Below are 19360 nucleotides of genomic sequence, written 5' to 3'. Positions count from 1 at the left end.
CCGCACGGGAACGTAGCCAACCCGCACTCGGCTTGACAAGGTTGGAGCAACGCGCGAAGCCCAAAGCTCCCAGGCGAAGGATATCTAGCGCAAGGCCATGAGCACGGTGATCCCCTTCGAGAGCGCGAAGCCTGCCGGGGCGCCGAAGCCGGAACGCGTCGGCGTGCTGCTGGTCAATCTCGGCACGCCCGATACGGCGGATGCCGCCGGCGTGCGGGTCTACCTCAAGGAATTCCTGTCCGATCCGCGGGTGATCGAGGATCAGGGCCTGCTCTGGAAGCTGATCCTCAACGGCATCATCCTGCGGGTCCGTCCGGCCCGCAAGGCGCGCGACTATCTGAAGATCTGGAACACCGAGAAGAACGAGTCGCCGCTGAAGACCATCACGCGCTCGCAGGCCGACAAGCTGGCGGAGGCGATCGCCGATCACGACCACGTCGTGGTCGACTGGGCGATGCGCTACGGCAACCCCTCGATCAAGCAGCGCATCGAGGCGCTGGCGGCGCAGGGCTGCGGCCGGCTGCTGGTGGTGCCGCTCTATCCGCAATATTCCGCCGCGACGTCGGCGACGGTCTGCGACGAGGCGTTTCGCGTGCTGGCCGGCATGCGCGCGCAGCCGATCCTGCGGGTGACGCCGCCTTACTACGACGATCCCGACTACATCGAGGCGCTCGCGGTCTCGATCAACGCGCACCTTGCGACATTGCCGTTCCAGCCCGAGATCATCGTCGCCTCGTTCCACGGCATGCCGAAGGAATATGTCGACAAGGGCGATCCGTATCAGGCGCAATGCATCGCCACGACCAATGCGCTGCGCAAGCGGCTCGGGCTCGATGCCAACCGGCTGATCCTCACCTTCCAGTCGCGCTTCGGCAAGGCCGAGTGGCTGCAGCCCTATACCGACAAGACGGTCGAGAAACTCGCCAAGGACGGCGTGCGGCGCATTGCCGTGGTCACGCCCGGCTTCTCCGCCGATTGCCTGGAGACCCTGGAGGAGATCGCGCAGGAGAATGCCGAGATCTTCCGGCACAATGGCGGCGAGCAATTCGCGGCGATCCCCTGCCTCAACGACAGCGACGGCGGCATGGACGTGACCCGCCAGCTCGTGCTGCGCGAGCTGCAAGGCTGGATCTAACAAGGCTGGATTTAACAAGGCTGGATTTTGATCGTTAACGATCCGTGACACCGGGCACGGGCATTCGTTGGCATCTGGTCATCCGACAGCAGCTTCCTATGTGCTAGGGAGAACAACAGCCGGCTGAACCGGCGGAGCGGTCCTGCCGACCAATGCACGACCGTGACTGGCGACGGTCTCGCCGGCCCTGGAGGACTTTATGACTGGCTTCGACGTTTTCGCGATCGCGTTTGTTCTTCTCGTCATCGTTACGCTGTTCGCCGGGATCAAGACCGTTCCGCAGGGTTTTGACTGGACCATCGAGCGGTTCGGCAAATACACCCGCACGCTGTCCCCCGGCCTCAATCTGATCGTGCCCTATTTCGACCGCATCGGGCGCAAGATCAACATGATGGAGCAGGTGATCGACATCCCCGAGCAGGAGGTGATCACCAAGGACAACGCCACCGTGACGGTGGACGGCGTCGCGTTCTACCAGGTGTTCGATGCCGCCAAGGCGAGCTACGAGGTCGCCAATCTCAACCAGGCGATCACCGTCCTGACCATGACCAACATCCGCTCGGTGATGGGCTCGATGGATCTCGACCAGGTGCTGTCGCATCGCGACGAGATCAACGAGCGGCTGCTGCGCGTGGTCGACGCCGCGGTCTCGCCCTGGGGGGTTAAGGTCAACCGCATCGAGATCAAGGACATCGTGCCGCCGGCCGACCTCGTCGAGGCGATGGGCCGGCAGATGAAGGCCGAGCGCGTCAAACGCGCCGACATCTTGCAGGCCGAGGGCCAGCGGCAATCCGAGATCCTGCGCGCCGAGGGCGCCAAGCAGGGTCAGATCCTGCAGGCCGAGGGCCGCCGCGAGGCCGCCTTCCGCGACGCCGAGGCGCGCGAACGGCTCGCCGAGGCCGAAGCCAAGGCGACCCAGATGGTGTCGGAATCGATTGCCAAGGGCGACGTCGCGGCGCTGAACTATTTCATCGCCGACAAGTACATCAAGGCGTTCGGCCAGCTTGCGGAATCGCCGAACCAGAAGGTCCTGATGCTGCCGATCGAAACCTCGAGCGTGCTGGGCTCGCTGGCCGGCATCGGCGAGATCGCCCGCGCCACCTTCGGCGAGAGCGCGGCCTCCGCCACGGCCGCAGTACGGCGCGGCGGTTCGGTGCCGCCGGCCGGTCCGACGGCGCCGCCTCCGGTGCCGCCGCAGCGGTGAGGGCGTGACGGCGTCGCGCCCGCAATGGTAGAGGTCACGTCATGGCCGAGATGTTTTCGACATTGGGTACCTGGAACTGGCTGATCTTCGGCTTCATCCTGATGGCGCTGGAGCTTGCGGCGCCCGGGGTTTTCCTGTTCTGGCTCGGGCTCGCGGCACTGCTGGTCGGCCTGCTGTCGTTCGCCTTCACGCCGTCCTGGCAGATACAGCTCTTGATGTTCGCAGTGTTCGCCGCCCTGGCGGTGCCGGCATGGCGGCATTTCGCGAAGGGCGCGACGGCGGCAAGCAAGACCAATCCCTTCCTCAACCGCCGCAACGAAGCCCTGGTCGGCCGCGAATTCACGCTGGAGAAGCCGATCGTTGACGGTTCAGGCACGGTGCGGATCGACGATACGGTGTGGCGCGTCGCCGGCCCCGATGCACCGGCCGGCAGCCGGGTGAAGGTCGTCCGCGCCGACGGCGCCAGCCTGACGGTGGCGATCGCTTAGTCTGGCCTGAGCCATCGACGACGACTCGGCCCCGAGCGTCGGATGCTGCTTCGGGCGAGTAATCCGTAGCCCGGGTGAGCCAACGGGTCGCGCGCATGCGCGCCCGATGACAGGCTCCGCGATACCCGGGGAAACCGGTCCCGCATGTCGCTCCGCTCATGCGGGCTACACACTGACGGCCGCCGAGGTCTAGCTGCCGCCCTGCTTGCTCCAGCGCTCGGCGAAGCGGTTGAGCGGCGTGAATGTCGCAAATAGCTCGCGGCCGAGCGCGGTGAGGCCGTAACCATCCTCCGTCAGCTCGACGAAGCCGGCCTCGCGCAGCTCCGTCAATCGCGTCTGCAGGATCGTCGGCGAGGCCTCGTCGCAGGCCGTGCGCAGCGCGCGCGAGGTCAGCGCGCCCTCGCGCAGCTCCCAGATGATGCGCAAGGTCCAGCGCCGTCCCAATAGATCGAGCAGCGCCATGATCGGGCGGCCGGTCCGCGAGCCGCGGACGCTGGGTCTTGTGACTGGGCCCTGCTTCGGCATGTCGCGAATTCCTTTCGAATTCCTCTTGCGAGTCGCTACAGATATTGTAGCATATCGCTACATTAAATGTAGCGACGGGATCAGCCCATGTCACGCCTCGCGCCGCTCGATCCGCCCTATCCGGCGGACGTTCAACAGCATTTCGATCGCATCATGCGCGGCAAGCCGCCGCTGGTACTGTTCCGCGTGATGGCCGGCCATCCGCGCGCCTGGGAGAAGTTTCGCGGCGGCAGCTTATTGGACCGCGGGCCGCTTCCCTTGCGGGCGCGGGAGATCGTGATCGACCGCACCTGTGCGCTCAATGCCTGCGAATATGAATGGGGCGTCCACGTCACGGCGTTCGGCGCGGCCGCCGAACTGACGGAGCAGCAGGTCCACGCCACCGTGCGCGGTGCGGCCGATGCCGGCTGCTGGTCGCAGGCCGAACAGGCAATGATCGCGGCAGTCGACGCGCTGCATGCCCGCGCGACATTGAGTGAGGAGGAATTCGCGGCGCTGTCGGCGCACTACGATGAGGACCAGATCCTGGAGATCATCCTCTTGTGCGGCTTCTACCGCACGGTCTCCTACCTCGCCAACGCGCTGGCCCTGCCGCTGGAGGAAACCGCGGCGCGGTTTCCGAGGTAATCATCGTCATTGCGAGGAGCGAAGCGACGAAGCAATCCATTTCTCGCAAGAGGAGAGATGGATTGCTTCGCTTCGCTCGCAATGACGGGGGAAGCTTGCGCTACGCCACGCCCGCGCGCAGCAGATCGTGCAGATGGATGATGCCGACCGGCTTCTTCGCATCGGTCACGATCAGCGTCGTGATCTTCGAGGCGTTGAGCAGCTCCAGCACTTCGCCGGCGAGCGTATCGCGGCTGATCGTCTTCGGCGTCCTGGTCATGACCTCGTCGACCGACAGCGTCAAAAGGTCGGGGCGCATCTGCCGGCGCAGATCGCCGTCGGTGACGATGCCGACGAGATGGCCGTGGCGGTCGACGATGCCGACGCAGCCAAAACCCTTGGAGGTCATCTCGACCAGCGCATCCGACATCTTGGTGCCGAGCGGCTTCAGCGGCAGCGCGTCGCCGCCATGCATCAGGTCGCGGGCATATTTCAGGAGCGCGCCGAGCTTGCCGCCCGGATGCAGCACGCTGAAATCGGTCGAGGTGAAGCCGCGGCCCTCGAGCAGCGCGATCGCCAGCGCATCGCCGAGCGCCAGCATCATCAGCGAGGACGTGGTCGGCGCCAGATTGTGCGGGCAGGCCTCGCGGGCCTTCGGCAGCGTCAGCTGCACGTCGGCGGCCTTGCTCAGCGTCGAGTCCTTGTCGGCCGTCATCGCGATCAGCGGAATGCCGAAGCGGGCGGCATAGGCGATCAGGTTGCGCATCTCGGGCTGCTCGCCGGACCATGACAGCGCCAGGATCACGTCATCGATCGTGATCATGCCGAGGTCGCCATGGCTCGCTTCGGCGGCGTGCACGAAGAACGCCGGCGTGCCGGTCGAGGCAAAGGTCGCGGCGATCTTGCGCCCGATATGGCCGGACTTGCCGAGCCCGGTGACGATCAGCCGTCCCTTGGCATTGCCGATCAACTCGGACGCGGCCGCGAACGGCGCGCCGAGGTCGGACTTCAGTGCCGCGGAGATGGCTGCGACGCCGCTTGCTTCGGCATCGAGGGTGCGGAGCGCCGATTGAACGGCGCCGTCATCGGGGCCGGATGATTTGGTCATCAGCGGTTTCGGTTTGGCCATTTAGGATTCCAAGGGAGGGTTTTGCACCCGGGCGTCTCCCTTAGCACGTTCGATTCCGCGATGCGACGCGCGGCGGCCGATCCTCAACGGCTCATTAACCATAATTGTTTTAACTCCATTAACGACGTTTTCCGCCGCCCGGCGGAGTGCGTCCGACAAGTATGTGAATTCGTTGGAGTTTTTCCATCGTGTTGCGGCGGCCAGCAAGCGGCCAAGACCGGCGTGGACGCCTCGTCCGCGCGGTTTTGCCATGCCCTGCCGTGACCGTCCTGGCGCTGACCGTGACCACCGGGTTCGCCGCGGCCCAGACCGTGACGCCCGATCTGTTCAGCCCCAATCGCCAGAGTCAGGTGATCACGCAGGATTCGCCGCTGCGCCGGACCACGGCCGACGCCATGGATCCGCTCAACGGCCTGAGGCTGCCCGACGCCGATCGCGATCGCCGTTCCTCCTCGTCTTCATCGACATCAACATCGACGACGCGGATCGGGCAGGTCCCGACCTACGGGCTCCCCGCGGCGAACGGCGCCTCGACGTCGGGCTATGACTCGCTCAACCGCAAACGCCAGAAGCCGAAATATTATCCGGGCCAGGCCAAACCGAAGCCGCCGGCAGGACCCGGCTCGCCGCAGCCGACGCCGGTGCCATTGAACGCCACGGGGCAGCTGCGGCTGTCGATCCCGCCCTCGGAGACCGCCAACAAGACGCCGCTGCCGCCGGCGATGGCCGGCACCATCGTCGGCCAGCCGCCGCGCAAGCGGCTCAAGATCGACGACGATCCGTTCGGCGCGGTCGGCGATTATGCCGGCTCGTTCATGGTCAAGACCGCGGTCGAGGTGATGGCCGGCTACGACACCAACCCCGGTCGGCTCTACTCGCCGCAGGGCCGGGCGTTCTACATGGTCGCGCCGGAATTCCTCGCGGTCTCCGACTGGGAGCGTCACGCCGTCGTCGCCGATTTGCGCGGCTCCTTCAACGGCTATGGCTCCGGGCTGACGCCGAACGCCGACGGCACGCCGCTGTCGGCGCCGCTCGACATCGACCGTCCGAATTTCACCGGCCATATCGACGGCCGTGTCGACGTCACCAAGGACACGCATCTGCTGGGGCAGGCCCGCCTGCTGGTCTCGACCGACAATCCCGGCAGCCCGAACGTGCAGGCCGGCCTCGCGAGATATCCGATCTACACCACGGTCGGCGGCACCTTCGGCATCGACCAGCATTTCAACCGCATGCAGGTTTCGCTCGGCGGCACCATCGACCGCACCGACTACCAATGGTCGAAGCTCACCGACGGCACCTCTTCGTCGAACGACGATCGCAACTTCACCCAATACGGCGGCGTCGGCCGCGTCAGCTATGAGCTCAATCCAGCCGTGAAGCCCTTTGTCGAAGTCGAGGGCGACAGCCGCTTCCATGATCTCTATCTCGACCGCAACGGTTACGCGCGCAATTCGTCGGGCGGTTATGCCAAGGTCGGTACGTCGTTCGAGTTCACCCGGCTGTTGTTCGGTGAGATCTCGATCGGCTATGCCATGCGCGACTATGTCGACCCGCGGCTTAGCCGACTCGAAGGCCTGCTCACCACGGCCTCGCTGACCTGGACCGCGACGCCGCTGACCACGGCAAAGTTCTATTCCGACACCCAGATCGGCGAGACCACGCTGCCCGGCACCTCGGGCGTGCTGTCGCGCACCTACACCGTCGAGGTCGATCACGATTTCCGCCGCTGGCTGACCGGCATCGGCAAGTTCACCTACGGCACGCTCGATTACCAGGGCGACAACCGCACCGACAAGATCTACGCGTTGTCGGGCGACCTGATCTACAAGCTGACCCGAAGCCTCTGGATCAAGGGCACGCTGAGCCGGAACTGGCTGGATTCGAATCAGCCAGGACAGAGCTCGGCGTCGACAGTGGTGATGCTGGGCGTGCGGGTACAGAATTAATGGCGAGGGTGCGCAAGTCGCACCTCAAATGAGGTGTCGTGCCCCGCGAAGGCGGGGCACCCAGTACGCCGCGGCCCATCCGTTCAAGCCCTGACGTCTCTGGAATACTGGATCGCCCGCTTTCGCGGGCGATGACAGTTCAGTGTGTGGCTGCAGTGGCGTGGCGGCTGACGCGCTTACCCCGGCAGATCGGTCTTCCCCATCAGGAAGGTGTCGATCGAGCGCGCGCACAGGCGGCCTTCTCGGATCGCCCAGACCACGAGCGACTGGCCGCGGCGCATGTCGCCGGCTGAGAAGATCTTCGCGCGCGAGGTCTGGTAGTCGTGCAGAGAGGCGCGGACGTTGCCGCGCTGATCGAGCTCGACGCCCAGCGTCTTGAGCAGGCCCTCGTGCACCGGATGGACGAAGCCCATCGCCAGCAGCACGAGCTCGGCGTCGAGCGTGAACTCGGTGCCGGGCAGCGGCTTGAACTTATCGTCGACCTTGACGCAATGCAGCTTCGTCACCTTGCCGTCGACGCCTTCGAACTTCGTCGTCAGCACGGCGAATTCGCGCACCGCGCCTTCGGCCTGGCTCGACGACGTGCGCATCTTCAGCGGCCAGTTCGGCCAGGTCACGCCCTTGTTCTCGTGCTCGGGCGGCGCCGGCATGATCTCGAGCTGGGTCACCGACTTTGCGCCTTGCCGGAACGAGGTGCCGATGCAGTCCGAGCCGGTATCGCCGCCGCCGATCACGACGACATGCTTGCCGCCGGCGAGGATGTCGGCGGCACCGTTCAGCGGCTCGCCGGAGACGCGGCGGTTCTGCTGCGGCAGGAAGTCCATCGCGAAGTGGATGCCGGAAAGCTCGCGGCCGGGAATCGGCAGGTCGCGCGGGGCTTCCGCGCCGCCGGTCAGCGCCACGGCGTCATACTGCTTGGCGAGCTCTTGCGGATCGATCGCACCGGGCGTCGAGCCGCCCACGGCCTTGCCGTAGTGGAAGGTGACGCCCTCGGCTTCCATCTGCGCCACGCGGCGATCGATGATGCCCTTCTCCATCTTGAAGTCGGGAATGCCGTAGCGCAGCAGGCCGCCGGCCTTGGCGAACTTCTCGTAGACGTGCACCTCATGGCCGGCGCGCGCGAGCTGCTGCGCGGCGGCCATGCCGGCGGGACCCGAGCCGATCACGGCGACCTTCTTGCCGGTCTTCTGCGCGGCGATTTCCGGCTTCAGCCAGCCATTGTCCCAGGCGCGGTCGACGATCGCGCATTCGATGGTCTTGATGGTGACCGGGTTGTCGTCGATGTTGAGCGTGCAGGACGCCTCGCACGGCGCCGGGCAGATGCGGCCGGTGAACTCGGGGAAATTGTTGGTCGAGTGCAGGTTGCGCGAGGCTTCTTCCCAGTTGCCCTGATAGACGAGGTCGTTGAAATCGGGGATCTGGTTGTTGACCGGGCAGCCCGGCGTGCCCGGCGCGGTCGAGCCCGTGCCGTGGCAATAGGGGATGCCGCAATTCATGCAGCGCGCAGCTTGGTCGCGCGTGTCCTTCTCGCTCAGCGGAATGACGAATTCCCTGAAGTTCTTGAGTCGATCGGCGACCGGCTCGTACTTGCGGTCATGCCGCTCGATCTCGAGAAAACCTGTGATCTTACCCATTGAAACCCGATGCCCCTGCATCATGTGTTCGTCTGTTCTGTTTGACCCTCATCCTGAGGAGCGGCGCGTGCGCCGCGTCTCGAAGGATGGAGGCCCGTGTGGCGGCCTCATGGTTCGAGACGGCGCTGCGCGCCTCCTCACCATGAGGGTCTTTCAGGCTTACGCGCCGATCGCGATCTTCGGCTCGGCGTCGGCGTTGGCCTTCATTTCCTTCAGCGCGCGGCGGTACTCCACCGGCATCACCTTGCGGAATTTCGGCAGCCAGCTCTTCCAGTCGGCGAGGATCTCCGCCGCCTTCTTCGAACCGGTCAGCTTGGCGTGACGCGTGATCAGGACGTGCAGCCGCTCCACATCGGAGTCGAGCAGGTTCTGGAACACGTCGACCCGGCCATGCGCCTCGAGATCGCCGGAGTGGTGGTAGGTGTCGGCGTTGATCATCTCCTCCGACAGCACCGGCTCGAGCTCGACCATCGAAAGATTGCAGAGCTTGTCGAAGTCGCCGGCCTCGTCCAGCACATAGGCGATGCCGCCGGACATGCCGGCCGCGAAGTTGCGTCCGGTCTTGCCGAGCACCACGACGATGCCGCCGGTCATGTATTCGCAGCAATGATCGCCGGCGCCCTCGACGACCGCGACCGCGCCGGAGTTGCGCACCGCGAAGCGCTCGCCGGCGATGCCGCGGAAGTAGCACTCGCCCGCGATCGCGCCGTACATCACGGTGTTGCCGACGATGATCGACTCTTCCGGCACGATGCCGGAGATCTTCGGCGGCTTGACGATGATGCAGCCGCCCGAGAGGCCCTTGCCGACATAGTCGTTGCCTTCACCCTCGAGCTCGAAGGTGACGCCCTTGGCGAGCCAGGCGCCGAACGCCTGTCCCGCCGTGCCCTTCAGGCCGACATGGATGGTGTCGAGCGGAAGACCGGCATGGCCGTAGATCTTGGCCACCGCGCCCGACAGCATCGCGCCGGCGGAGCGGTCGGTGTTGTTGATCTCTTCCTCGATCTTGACCGGGGCGCCGCGATCGAGCGCGGCCTGCGCCTTCTCGATCAGCCGGCGGTCGAGCACGGCTTCCAGATGGTGGTTCTGGCTCTCCGAGTGATAGATCGTCTGGCCCTTCTCCTCCTTCTGCCGCACGAACAGCTTGGAGAAATCGAGGCCCTTGGCCTTCCAGTGCGAGACCAGCGCGGTCTGGTCCAGCATCTGGACCTGGCCGACCATCTCGTCGAACGTCTTGTAGCCGAGCTGCGCCATGATCTCGCGGACTTCCTCAGCGACGAAGAAGAAGTAGTTGATGACGTGCTCGGGCTGGCCGGTGAAGCGCTTGCGCAGCACCGGATCCTGGGTCGCGACGCCGACCGGGCAGGTGTTGAGGTGGCACTTGCGCATCATGATGCAGCCCGCCGCGATCAGGGGGGCGGTGGCGAAGCCGAACTCGTCGGCCCCGAGCAGCGCGCCGATCACGACGTCACGGCCGGTGCGGAAGCCGCCATCGACCTGGACCGCGATGCGGCTGCGCAGCTGCTGGCGCACCAGCGTCTGATGGGTCTCGGCAAGACCGATCTCCCACGGCGAGCCGGCATGCTTGATCGAGGTCAGCGGCGAGGCACCGGTGCCGCCCTCGAAGCCCGCGATCGTGACATGGTCGGCGCGCGCCTTGGCGACGCCTGCGGCAACCGTGCCGACGCCGACCTCCGACACCAGCTTCACCGAGACCTGGCCGTCCGGATTGACGTTCTTGAGGTCGTAGATCAGCTGAGCGAGGTCTTCGATCGAGTAGATGTCGTGATGCGGCGGCGGCGAGATCAGGCCGACGCCCGGCGTCGAATGCCGGACGCGGGCAATCGTCGCGTCGACCTTGTGGCCGGGCAGCTGGCCGCCTTCGCCGGGCTTGGCGCCCTGCGCCATCTTGATCTGCATCATGTCGGAGTTGACGAGGTATTCCGTCGTCACGCCGAACCGGCCCGAGGCGACCTGCTTGATCGCCGAGCGCATCGAGTCGCCGTTGGGCATCGGCTTGAAGCGATCGGACTCCTCGCCGCCTTCGCCGGTGTTCGACTTGCCGCCGATCCGGTTCATCGCGATCGCGAGCGTGGTGTGCGCCTCGCGCGAGATCGAGCCGAACGACATCGCGCCGGTCGAGAACCGCTTGACGATGTCCTTGGCCGGCTCGACATCCTCGAGCTTGACCGGCTTGCGCTTGTCGTCCTCGGCGCTCTTGATCCGGAACAGGCCGCGCAGCGTCAAGAGACGCTCGGACTGCTCGTTGAGGATCTTGGCGAACGCCCGGTAGCGCTCCTGCGAATTGCCGCGCACGGCATGCTGCAGCGTCGAGACCGATTCCGCGGTCCAGGCGTGGTCCTCGCCGCGGGTGCGGTAGGCATATTCGCCGCCGACATCGAGCGCGCTCTTGTAGATCTGGCCGTCGCCGAACGCGTCGGTGTGGCGCCGCACGGTCTCCTCGGCGATCTCGCCGAGGCCGACACCCTCGATGCGGGTGTGGGTGCCGGCGAAATACTTGGCGACGAAGTCCGCCTTCAGGCCGACCGCGTCGAAGATCTGCGCGCCGCAATAGGACTGGTAGGTCGAGATGCCCATCTTGGACATCACCTTGAGCAGGCCCTTGCCGATCGACTTGATGTAGCGCTTGACGATCTCGTAATCGTCGAGCGCGCCGGGCAGCCGGTCCTTCATCGCGAGGATGGTTTCGAACGCGAGATAGGGGTTGATCGCTTCGGCGCCGTAGCCGGCGAGGCAGGCGAAGTGATGCACCTCGCGCGGCTCACCGGATTCCACGACGAGGCCGACCGAGGTGCGCAGGCCGGTGCGGATCAGGTGATGATGCACGGCGGCGCAGGCCAGCAGCGACGGGATCGGAATCCGGTCGGTGCCGGTCATGCGGTCCGACAGGATGATGATGTTGATGCCCTCGCGCACCGCGCCCTCGGCGCGTGCGCAGAGCTCGTCGAGCACCTGCTCCATGCCCGCCGCGCCGAACCCGGCGTGGAAGGTGGTGTCGAGCGTGCGCGACTTGAAATGGGTCTCGGCGACGTCGGAGATCGAACGGATCTTTTCCAGATCGGCGTCGGTCAGGATCGGCTGCCGCACCTCGAGGCGCTTGGTCGAGGCGACGCCCTGCAGGTCGAACAGGTTCGGCCGCGGCCCGATGATCGAGACGAGGCTCATGACGATTTCCTCGCGGATCGGATCGATCGGCGGGTTCGTCACCTGCGCGAAGTTCTGCTTGAAGTAGGTGAACAGCTGCTTCGGCTTGTCGGACAGCGCCGAGATCGGCGTGTCGTTGCCCATCGAGCCCGCGGCTTCCTCGCCGGTGGCCGCCATCGGCGTCATCAGGATCGCGATGTCTTCCTGGCTGTAGCCGAACGCCTGCTGCCGATCGAGCAGCGGCAGGTTGGAGCGCACGCCCTTGGCCGGCGCATCCGGCAGCTCCTCGAGCTGGATCTGGGTGCGATGCAGCCAGTCGCTGTAGGGATGGCTCTTGGCGAGGTCGGCCTTGATCTCGTCGTCGGGAATCAGGCGGCCCTGCTCGAGGTCGACGAGCAGCATCTTGCCGGGCTGCAGCCGCCACTTGGTGACGATCTGGTCCTCCGGAATCTTCAGCACGCCCATTTCGGACGCCATCACGATGCGGTCGTCCTTGGTGACGAGGTAGCGCGCCGGGCGCAGGCCGTTGCGATCGAGCGTGGCGCCGATCTTGCGGCCGTCGGTGAAGGCGATCGCGGCCGGGCCGTCCCACGGCTCCATCAGCGCGGCATGATATTCGTAGAAGGCGCGGCGCTGCTCATCCATCAGGGGATTGCCGGCCCAGGCTTCCGGAATCATCATCATCACGGCGTGTGGCAGCGAGTAACCGCCCTGCACCAGGAATTCGAGCGCGTTGTCGAAGCAGGCGGTGTCGCTCTGGCCTTCATAGGAGATCGGCCACAGGCGGCTGATGTCCTTGCCGTAGAGCTCCGAATGCACGGACGCCTGCCGAGCCGCCATCCAGTTGACGTTGCCGCGCAGCGTGTTGATCTCGCCGTTATGGGCGATCATCCGGTACGGATGCGCCAGCGACCAGGTCGGGAAGGTGTTGGTCGAGAAGCGTTGATGCACCAGCGCCAGCGCGCTGTCGAAGTCGGCCTCATGCAGGTCGGGATAGTACTTGCCGAGTTGGTCGGCGAGGAACATGCCCTTGTAGATCACGGTGCGGCACGACAGCGAGCACGGATAGTAGCCCGCCATGCCGCGGTCGCGGCGCTGATAGATCGCCTGCGAGATCGACTTGCGCAGGATGTAGAGGTGGCGCTCGAAATCGTCCTCGGTCTTGGCCGCACCATTGCGGCCGATGAAGACCTGCATGTGGTAGGGCTCGGTCGGCTTCACGGTGACACCGAGCGAGGAATTGTCGCTGGGCACATCGCGCCAGCCGAGCAGCTTGAAGCCCTCGTTCTTGATCTCGTCGGCGATGATGCTCTTGATCACGTTCCGCCACGCGGCATCGCGCGGCATGAACAGCGCGCCGATGGCGTATTCGCCGGGCTGCGGCAGCTTGAAGCCGAGCTCTGCGGTCTTGCGCGCGAAGAAGGCGTGCGGGATCTGCACCAGGATGCCGGCGCCGTCACCGGCGCGCGGGTCGGCGCCGACGGCGCCGCGATGCTCGAGGTTGCACAGGATGTTCAGCGCGTCGGAGACGATCTGGTGCGACTTCTGGCCCTTGATGTTGGCGATGAAGCCGACGCCGCAGGAATCCTTTTCCAGGCTCGGATCAAACAGGCCTTCGGCTTCCGGGCGCCAAGTATGCAACTCACGCGCGGGCTCGGCGGCTTTCGAGTCCGCGGTCGCCGACAGCGTTCCTGCCACGATGTTTTCGCGCTCGAATTCCGACCCGCTCATGTGTCCTCTCCCTTTCGTAAGGGCCCCACCATATTTGGCGCACCTTGGACGTTGCGGCACCCACCGGGCCACCGCTCGTCCGCCGCGAGCCGCATTTTCCTAAATTCAGACGACGGGCGTTTCAACGTCCCCTGAGGGACGGCCCTGCCTGCAGCATTCTCGGAGCTCGGGGCGCCGAGGTCTCGTTGCAATCCCTATGCCGGGATGGCCTCGAAATTGAGACAGCTTTACTGTCCTAACTTAGACCTTGCCAAATTTTTGTCTATCACACAAGCGCGAGGAAGTCCTCGCCCGCATGCTCGGATCGAACGGCTCGGCGGGCATGAGGCGCCCCCGATTCGAAGCAAACACGCCGTGATCTGGCCCAAGGAGGGACCAAGGACCGCCGAATTTGAAACTGAAGTTTTGCCCCGGGCAAGCCGGCAAGAGAGCGGAAACGCTCCAGGGCGGGGCAGACAGGAGTTACGGCGATGAAGTTGTTCACAGGTTCGGTTGCTGCCGCCGCCCTCGCGCTCAGCGCAGCCTCGGCCGAGGCCCAGCTGGCGACGTCCGCCCGGATCGGCAGCCCGCTTCTGGTCAGGGTATCCGACATGGACGGGCCCTATGCCGCCATGCCCGAGGTTCCGCCGCCGCCGCGCTTTGGCCGGGTCCCGAGCCTGTTGCCGCCGGTCGAGGTCTATACCGTGCTCCGCGAGAACGGCTATCTGCCACTTGGCGCGCCCCGGCAGCGCGGGTTCGTCTACACGATCTCGGTGATCGACCAGGGCGGCGATGACGGCCGGCTGGTGATCGATGCCCGTGACGGGCACATCATCCGCTTCACGCCGGCCTCCCGGCTCGGCGACAATTACGAAGAGGAAATGAGCGCGACCGATGGTCCCGTCGGGCCGATGCCGCGGCCGATCCAGGCCCGGGTGCCGCGCCCGCCACTCCCGATCCCGCATGTTGCCAGCCGCGTGCCGGTGCCGAAGCGGAACCCGCTGGGGGCCAAGGCCCAGGTTCCGGCGGCTCAGGTTCCGGCGACCCAGACTCCGGCGGCTGCCCAAGCGCCGGCGGCAGCCCAGGCTCCGGCCCCGGCGGCCCAGGCCGCCGTCCCGCAGGCGGCCACGCCGCAGCCTGCTCAGGCAGCCACACCCGCGACGGCCGAGCAGGCCGCAGCCCCGAAGCCGGCTGAGGCCCAGGCTGCGCCGCAAGCCGTCCAGCAAGCCGAGGCTCCGACCGTCGGTCAGGGTGCTCCGCCGCCGGCGCCCGCGCCCGCGATCCTGCCGACCCAGGCAATGCCCAAGGTGCAGGGATTGGAGTGAGATCCGTAGCCCGGATGGGGAGCGAAATCCGGGGACGTTCCCGGCGGCACGACCCTCCCGGATTGCGCTTCGCTTCATCCGGGCTACGGACTGACGGCAACAAAAAACGCCCCGGTTTCCCGGGGCGTTTTCGCGATCAGCCAATATCTGCTGACGCGGGGTTTGTTGCTTAGGCGGCGACCTTGCCGCCCGAGCCGTCAACGACCTGCGGAGCCTTCTCGCCCCCGCCGATCGGAATGCTGCGGGGCTTCTTGGCCTCGGGAATCTCGCGGACGAGATCGACGTGGAGCAGACCGTTCTCGAGCGAAGCGTTTTTCACCTGCACGAAGTCGGCAAGCTGGAAGACGCGCTCGAAGGCGCGGGAGGCGATGCCGCGATAGAGCACTTCGGCGCCGTTGCCGGAGTTCTCGTTGGCGGTTTTCTCGCCCTTGATCGTCAGCGTGTTCTCCTTCGCGACGATCGAAAGCTCGGCCTGCGAGAAGCCGGAGACTGCAACGCTGATCCGGTAAGCATTCTCGCCGGTGCGCTCGATGTTGTAGGGGGGATAGCCGGGGCTGCCGTCCGAGGTCACCTGATCGAGCAGGTTGAAGAGGCGGTCGAAGCCGACGGTGGAACGATAAAACGGAGTGAGGTCGTAGCTACGCATAGGAATAGTCCTCCATTGAGCGACTGTTTCAGTTACCCGCCCGCCATCGGGCCGGGCTTAGATGTGTGCAGCCTGATGTTTCGGTTCCGAAGCACTGGTAGCGGCCTGCACGGAGGTGATATGGGAGGGGTCACGTCGCGTTCAAGAGGCGGAAACCGCGTCGCATTTTTCGGCGCCGGCGTCCTTGATCTCCACCCTGTCTCACCACTCCGGTCCCCTTCATGACGCTCGTCTCGATTCCCGCCAACCCGGTTCCGGACGACGTTGTCAGTGGCACCATCAAGACACCAGACGGGGCCGAGCTGCGCTTTGCGCGCTGGGCGCCGCCGCCCGGCCGCAAGGGCACGGTCTGCGTGTTCGGCGGGCGCGGCGAGATGATCGAAAAATATTTCGAGACCGTGCGCGATCTGCGCGACCGCGGCTTTGCGGTGGCGATGATCGACTGGCGCGGGCAGGGCCACTCGTCGCGGCGGCTGCGCGATCCCCGCAAGGGCTATGTGCGCGACTTCGCCGACTACGAGGTCGACGTCGAGACCTTCGTGCAGCAGGTGGTGCTGCCGGATTGCCCGCCGCCCTATTTCGCGCTGGCGCATTCGATGGGCGGTGCGGTGATGCTGCGCCTCGCGCATGCCGGCAAGCGCTGGTTCGACCGCATGGTGCTGTCGGCGCCGATGATCGACCTGCCGCGCCGCCGCGTGTCGTTCTTCCCGAGCGCGCTGCTTCGGATCATGCGGCTGGCCGGGCAGGGCGGCCGCTATGTTCCCGGCGGCAGCGACGAACTGGTCGGCCTCGCGCCCTTCATCGGCAATCCCGTGACCAGCGATCCGGTGCGCCATGCCCGCAACGCGGCGATCCTGGAAGAAGATCCGACGCTCGGCATCGCGGCGCCGACGATCGCCTGGGCCGACACCGCGTTCACCGCGATGCGCACCTTCCGCGGCACGTCGTATCCGTCGGAAATCCGCCAGCCGATCCTGATGCTGGCGGCGAGCAATGATGAGGTGGTGTCGACGGCCGCGATCGAGGAGTTTGCTTATCACTTGCGCGCCGGCTCGCATCTCGTGATCGCCGGCTCCAAGCACGAGATCCTGCAGGAGCAGGACCGCTACCGCGGCCAATTCTGGGCGGCGTTCGATGCGTTCGTGCCGGGCACGCCGCTGTTCAAGTGAAACATGGCGTTTTCGAGCGAAGGGGAAACCGGTTCGCGTGAAGAAAACGCGTCCAACAAAAATCTAGCGCTGTAGCAGCGCGACGATCCGGTCAGGAAAGCGCTTGTCCACGAACAGCGTCCTGACCTCGGCGACGCTGAGATAGCGGTTCTTCCCTTCGCCCTTGCCCATGATGTCGAGCAGCACCGGCCACTCGCCGAGCATCAAGAGCGGATAGTAGCAGTGCAGGATGCCGTAGGACGGCGGATGCTCGTCCTTGGCGCGCTGGAAGTTCGCCGCCATGAACGTCTTGATCTCGGCGGCCGACAGCCCGCGTTCGACGCTGCCGTCGGGTGCCTTGTAGTCGCTGCCGAAGGTCGCGAGCCGCGCGATCTCGTCCTCATGGACCACCGCGTGCTGGTCGAGGATGCGCGAGCCGGCGCCGTGCTTGTCGAGCGGGCCGTTGCGCAGCGCGTCGAGAATGGCGCCCTGGAACAGGCTGCGCAGCTGGCTGAAAGGACCGAGGCCGTTGGCGATCTGCGCCACCATGAAGATCTTCGCCCGCGCGGTGAATCCCTCGAACCCGGTCTTGCCGGTTGCGCGCCCGATGGTCCCGGTCAGTTCAGGCAGCGGCACGATATGGCCGCCGACATAGTTGCCGGCGACGAGCGCCCGCAGGAACGGGCAGGGATTGTCGGGGGAAATCTGCGGGGCGGGCGCCGCGCTTGCAGCCGTATCGGACATCAAACCACATCCTGAAAAGCTTCAGCTTAAAAAGCATCCATTACCGGTGGATGAATTCGCTCAGGAGTCGACGGCGAATTTCGAGGTGGATGCAACCAGAGCGAGTTTGCCGAACGGCAGGCCGGCTTTCAAGAGGCCGTCGCGATAATGCGCGATGTCGGCCGGGTTCTTCCAGTGGAAATTGCGCAAGTGACGCTCGACCGTCAGCTCGGGATGGTTGGCGAGCAGGGCCTCGGCCGCCTGCGCGGCCTCGTCGGCGCGGCCGAGCTGGGCGAGCGCTGCGGTGCGCACCGCAAGGCACTGCAGATGGTTCGGGTTCAGATACAGCCCCTCGCGCGACCACGACAGCGACGCGTCATATTGCCCGAGCAGATAATGGCTGAATGCGTTCAGCGCCGCCCATTGGTAGCGCGGGTCGCTGTTGCCGCGCTGGACCGCCGTCGAGAACAGATCGACCGCCTTGCGATGATCGCCGATCACCATGTGGCAGATTCCCAGAACGCCGCGCGCGCCCATGTCGTAGGGGTTGAGCTCGATCGCCCGCTTGATGGCGTCCATCGCGGCTTCGTAATGGCCCTGCATCGCGTGCAGATAGGCCAGCAGCGAAAACGCGAACGAGGAGCGCGGGTCGAGCCGCACGCTGCTCTCGGCCAGGCTGACCGACGAGGCCCACAATTCGCGCGTGCTCGGAATCCAGCCGAACTGGATGCTCTGGATCTGGATCAGCGCCAGATAGGCGCGCGCGATCGACAGCGCGGGGTCGAGCTCGATCGCCTCCTTGAACAGCGCGATCGCGGTTTCGCAATCGTCCTTGGTCTGCTGATAGTAGTGCGACAGCCCCTTCAGGAAGCGATCCCACGCCGTCAGTTCGGCGTTCGGCGAGCGCGCCGGTGCCGATGCTTCGGCGCGATAGATCTCCTGCGCGACGGCGGCGGAGAGATTCGCGGTGATCTCGTCCTGCATCGCGAACAGGTCGCCCATGTCGCGGTCGTAGCGGCCGGTCCACAGCTGCTCGCCCTTCTCGGGCGCGATCAGCTCGGCGGAGACGCGGATCTTGTTGCCGGCGCGCCGTACCGAACCCTGGATCAGATAGGTCGCGTCGATCTCGCGCGCGATCAGCCGCGTCGAGACGTTCTTGCCCTTGTAGGCGAAGGTCGAGTTGCGGCTCAGCACGCGGTAGAAGGATTGCAGCGACAGCGCGTGGATCAGGTCCTCGGTCAGGCCGTCCGAGAAATATTCGTCGGCGCCGCCGCTCAGATTGTCGAACGGCAGCACGCCGACGATTGCGGTCCGGTATTGCCCCGGCAGATGCGGGCCGTCGTCCGGAACCTGCTCCTGGGCATCGGATCCGGCCGGCGCCCAGGTCCAGACATTGACCGGCTCGGCGATGTTCTTGAAGCGGTGCGGGCCGGCGTCGACGAGGGTGACGGCAAGCCGCCGTCCCGCTTCGGTGCGGGCCTTGTCCGACACCGCGATGCCGCCGGGCGTTGCGACCGTCTCGAGACGGACTGCGATGTTGACGTCGTCGCCGAACACCTCGTCCTCGTCGGCCATCACGTCGCCCATGTGGACGCCCATCCGGAAGTGCATGGCGCGGTCGGCCGGCAAATGTTCGTTGCGCTCGGCCATCAGGGTCTGCATCGCGACGGCGGCCTCGATCGCGCCGATGATGCTCGGAAATTCCAAGAGGAAGCCATCGCCGGTGTTTTTGACGATTCGGCCGCCATGATTGAGGATGATCGGGTAAATCGCGCTGCGGTGCGCCTTGAACGAGGCATGCGTCCCCGCCTCGTCGGCACCCATCATGCGGGAATAGCCGGCGATGTCAGCGCAAAGAATGGCAGCGAGCCGTCTTTCCATGTCTCCTGTGCCCTGGAATGGCCACTTAGCCGAGGTGACCGAATCCGATACTTACAAGACAGGCCGGGTCCGGCGGAAGCCCGGTTTGCAGG

Annotated in this window: 14 protein-coding genes; 7 read left to right on the top strand and 7 right to left on the bottom strand. The window is 65.7% G+C overall.

Going from position 1 to position 19360, the window contains the following annotated elements; all coding sequences use genetic code 11:
* Positions 1-97: 97 nt before the first annotated feature.
* The 3 genes from hemH (at position 98) to ACVIYL_RS03465 (ending at position 2827) form a co-directional block, all read left to right on the top strand.
* Positions 98-1135 carry a ferrochelatase gene (hemH, locus tag ACVIYL_RS03475; RefSeq protein WP_456777755.1) on the top strand — a complete coding sequence of 346 codons (1038 nt, stop codon included), beginning with the start codon at positions 98-100 and terminating at the stop codon, positions 1133-1135.
* Between the two features lie 199 nt (positions 1136-1334).
* Entirely contained in the window at positions 1335-2339 is a 1005-nt protein-coding gene (locus ACVIYL_RS03470; protein WP_456777754.1) for an SPFH domain-containing protein, read from the top strand.
* 41 nt (positions 2340-2380) lie between these two features.
* Positions 2381-2827 carry an NfeD family protein gene (locus ACVIYL_RS03465; protein WP_028332871.1) on the top strand — a complete coding sequence of 149 codons (447 nt, stop codon included), beginning with the start codon at positions 2381-2383 and terminating at the stop codon, positions 2825-2827.
* Positions 2828-3016: 189 nt separating this feature from the next.
* Here ACVIYL_RS03465 and ACVIYL_RS03460 read toward each other — a convergent pair whose 3' ends face one another.
* Positions 3017-3352 carry a winged helix-turn-helix transcriptional regulator gene (locus tag ACVIYL_RS03460; RefSeq protein ID WP_456777753.1) on the bottom strand — a complete coding sequence of 112 codons (336 nt, stop codon included), beginning with the start codon at positions 3350-3352 and terminating at the stop codon, positions 3017-3019.
* Between the two features lie 87 nt (positions 3353-3439).
* Here ACVIYL_RS03460 and ACVIYL_RS03455 point away from each other — a divergent pair, with 87 nt between their 5' ends.
* Positions 3440-3979 carry a carboxymuconolactone decarboxylase family protein gene (locus ACVIYL_RS03455; protein WP_456777752.1) on the top strand — a complete coding sequence of 180 codons (540 nt, stop codon included), beginning with the start codon at positions 3440-3442 and terminating at the stop codon, positions 3977-3979.
* A 100-nt stretch (positions 3980-4079) separates the two neighbouring features.
* Here ACVIYL_RS03455 and ACVIYL_RS03450 read toward each other — a convergent pair whose 3' ends face one another.
* The gene (locus ACVIYL_RS03450; RefSeq protein WP_092087532.1) at positions 4080-5087 is read right to left on the bottom strand and encodes a KpsF/GutQ family sugar-phosphate isomerase; all 1008 of its coding nucleotides are present in this window, start codon (positions 5085-5087) and stop codon (positions 4080-4082) included.
* A gap of 260 nt (positions 5088-5347) precedes the next feature.
* Here ACVIYL_RS03450 and ACVIYL_RS03445 point away from each other — a divergent pair, with 260 nt between their 5' ends.
* Positions 5348-7036, top strand: coding sequence for an outer membrane beta-barrel protein (locus ACVIYL_RS03445; protein WP_456777751.1), 1689 nt, complete (start codon positions 5348-5350; stop codon positions 7034-7036).
* A 176-nt stretch (positions 7037-7212) separates the two neighbouring features.
* Here ACVIYL_RS03445 and ACVIYL_RS03440 read toward each other — a convergent pair whose 3' ends face one another.
* On the bottom strand, positions 7213-8670 hold the full coding sequence (locus ACVIYL_RS03440) for a glutamate synthase subunit beta (RefSeq protein ID WP_225163834.1): 1458 nt from the start codon (positions 8668-8670) through the stop codon (positions 7213-7215).
* A gap of 159 nt (positions 8671-8829) precedes the next feature.
* Complete coding sequence (gene gltB / locus ACVIYL_RS03435) at positions 8830-13566, bottom strand: glutamate synthase large subunit (RefSeq protein ID WP_456777750.1); 4737 nt, start codon at positions 13564-13566, stop codon at positions 8830-8832.
* A gap of 470 nt (positions 13567-14036) precedes the next feature.
* On the opposite strand from gltB, the gene ACVIYL_RS03430 reads away from it, so the two are divergent.
* The gene (locus ACVIYL_RS03430; protein ID WP_253604452.1) at positions 14037-14870 is read left to right on the top strand and encodes a hypothetical protein; all 834 of its coding nucleotides are present in this window, start codon (positions 14037-14039) and stop codon (positions 14868-14870) included.
* A 169-nt stretch (positions 14871-15039) separates the two neighbouring features.
* On the opposite strand, the gene ACVIYL_RS03425 is transcribed toward ACVIYL_RS03430, so the two are convergent.
* Positions 15040-15516, bottom strand: coding sequence for an Hsp20 family protein (locus ACVIYL_RS03425; RefSeq protein ID WP_092087522.1), 477 nt, complete (start codon positions 15514-15516; stop codon positions 15040-15042).
* A gap of 221 nt (positions 15517-15737) precedes the next feature.
* Between ACVIYL_RS03425 and ACVIYL_RS03420 the strand changes: the two genes are divergently transcribed.
* On the top strand, positions 15738-16685 hold the full coding sequence (locus ACVIYL_RS03420; protein WP_057016251.1) for an alpha/beta fold hydrolase: 948 nt from the start codon (positions 15738-15740) through the stop codon (positions 16683-16685).
* A 63-nt stretch (positions 16686-16748) separates the two neighbouring features.
* Here the strand turns inward: ACVIYL_RS03420 and ACVIYL_RS03415 are convergent, their stop codons facing one another.
* Together ACVIYL_RS03415 and ACVIYL_RS03410 are read right to left on the bottom strand one after the other, a co-directional pair.
* Entirely contained in the window at positions 16749-17408 is a 660-nt protein-coding gene (locus tag ACVIYL_RS03415; RefSeq protein ID WP_253604448.1) for a hypothetical protein, read from the bottom strand.
* Between the two features lie 60 nt (positions 17409-17468).
* Positions 17469-19268 (bottom strand): adenylate/guanylate cyclase domain-containing protein, encoded by a 1800-nt coding sequence (locus ACVIYL_RS03410; protein WP_057016253.1) that lies wholly within the window; start codon positions 19266-19268, stop codon positions 17469-17471.
* Between the last annotated feature and the right edge of the window lie 92 nt (positions 19269-19360).

This window comes from Bradyrhizobium sp. USDA 3315 (assembly GCF_054056795.1).
The sequence above is the reverse complement of the archived record's forward strand: the minus strand, read 5'-3'. Positions and strand labels throughout refer to the sequence as shown.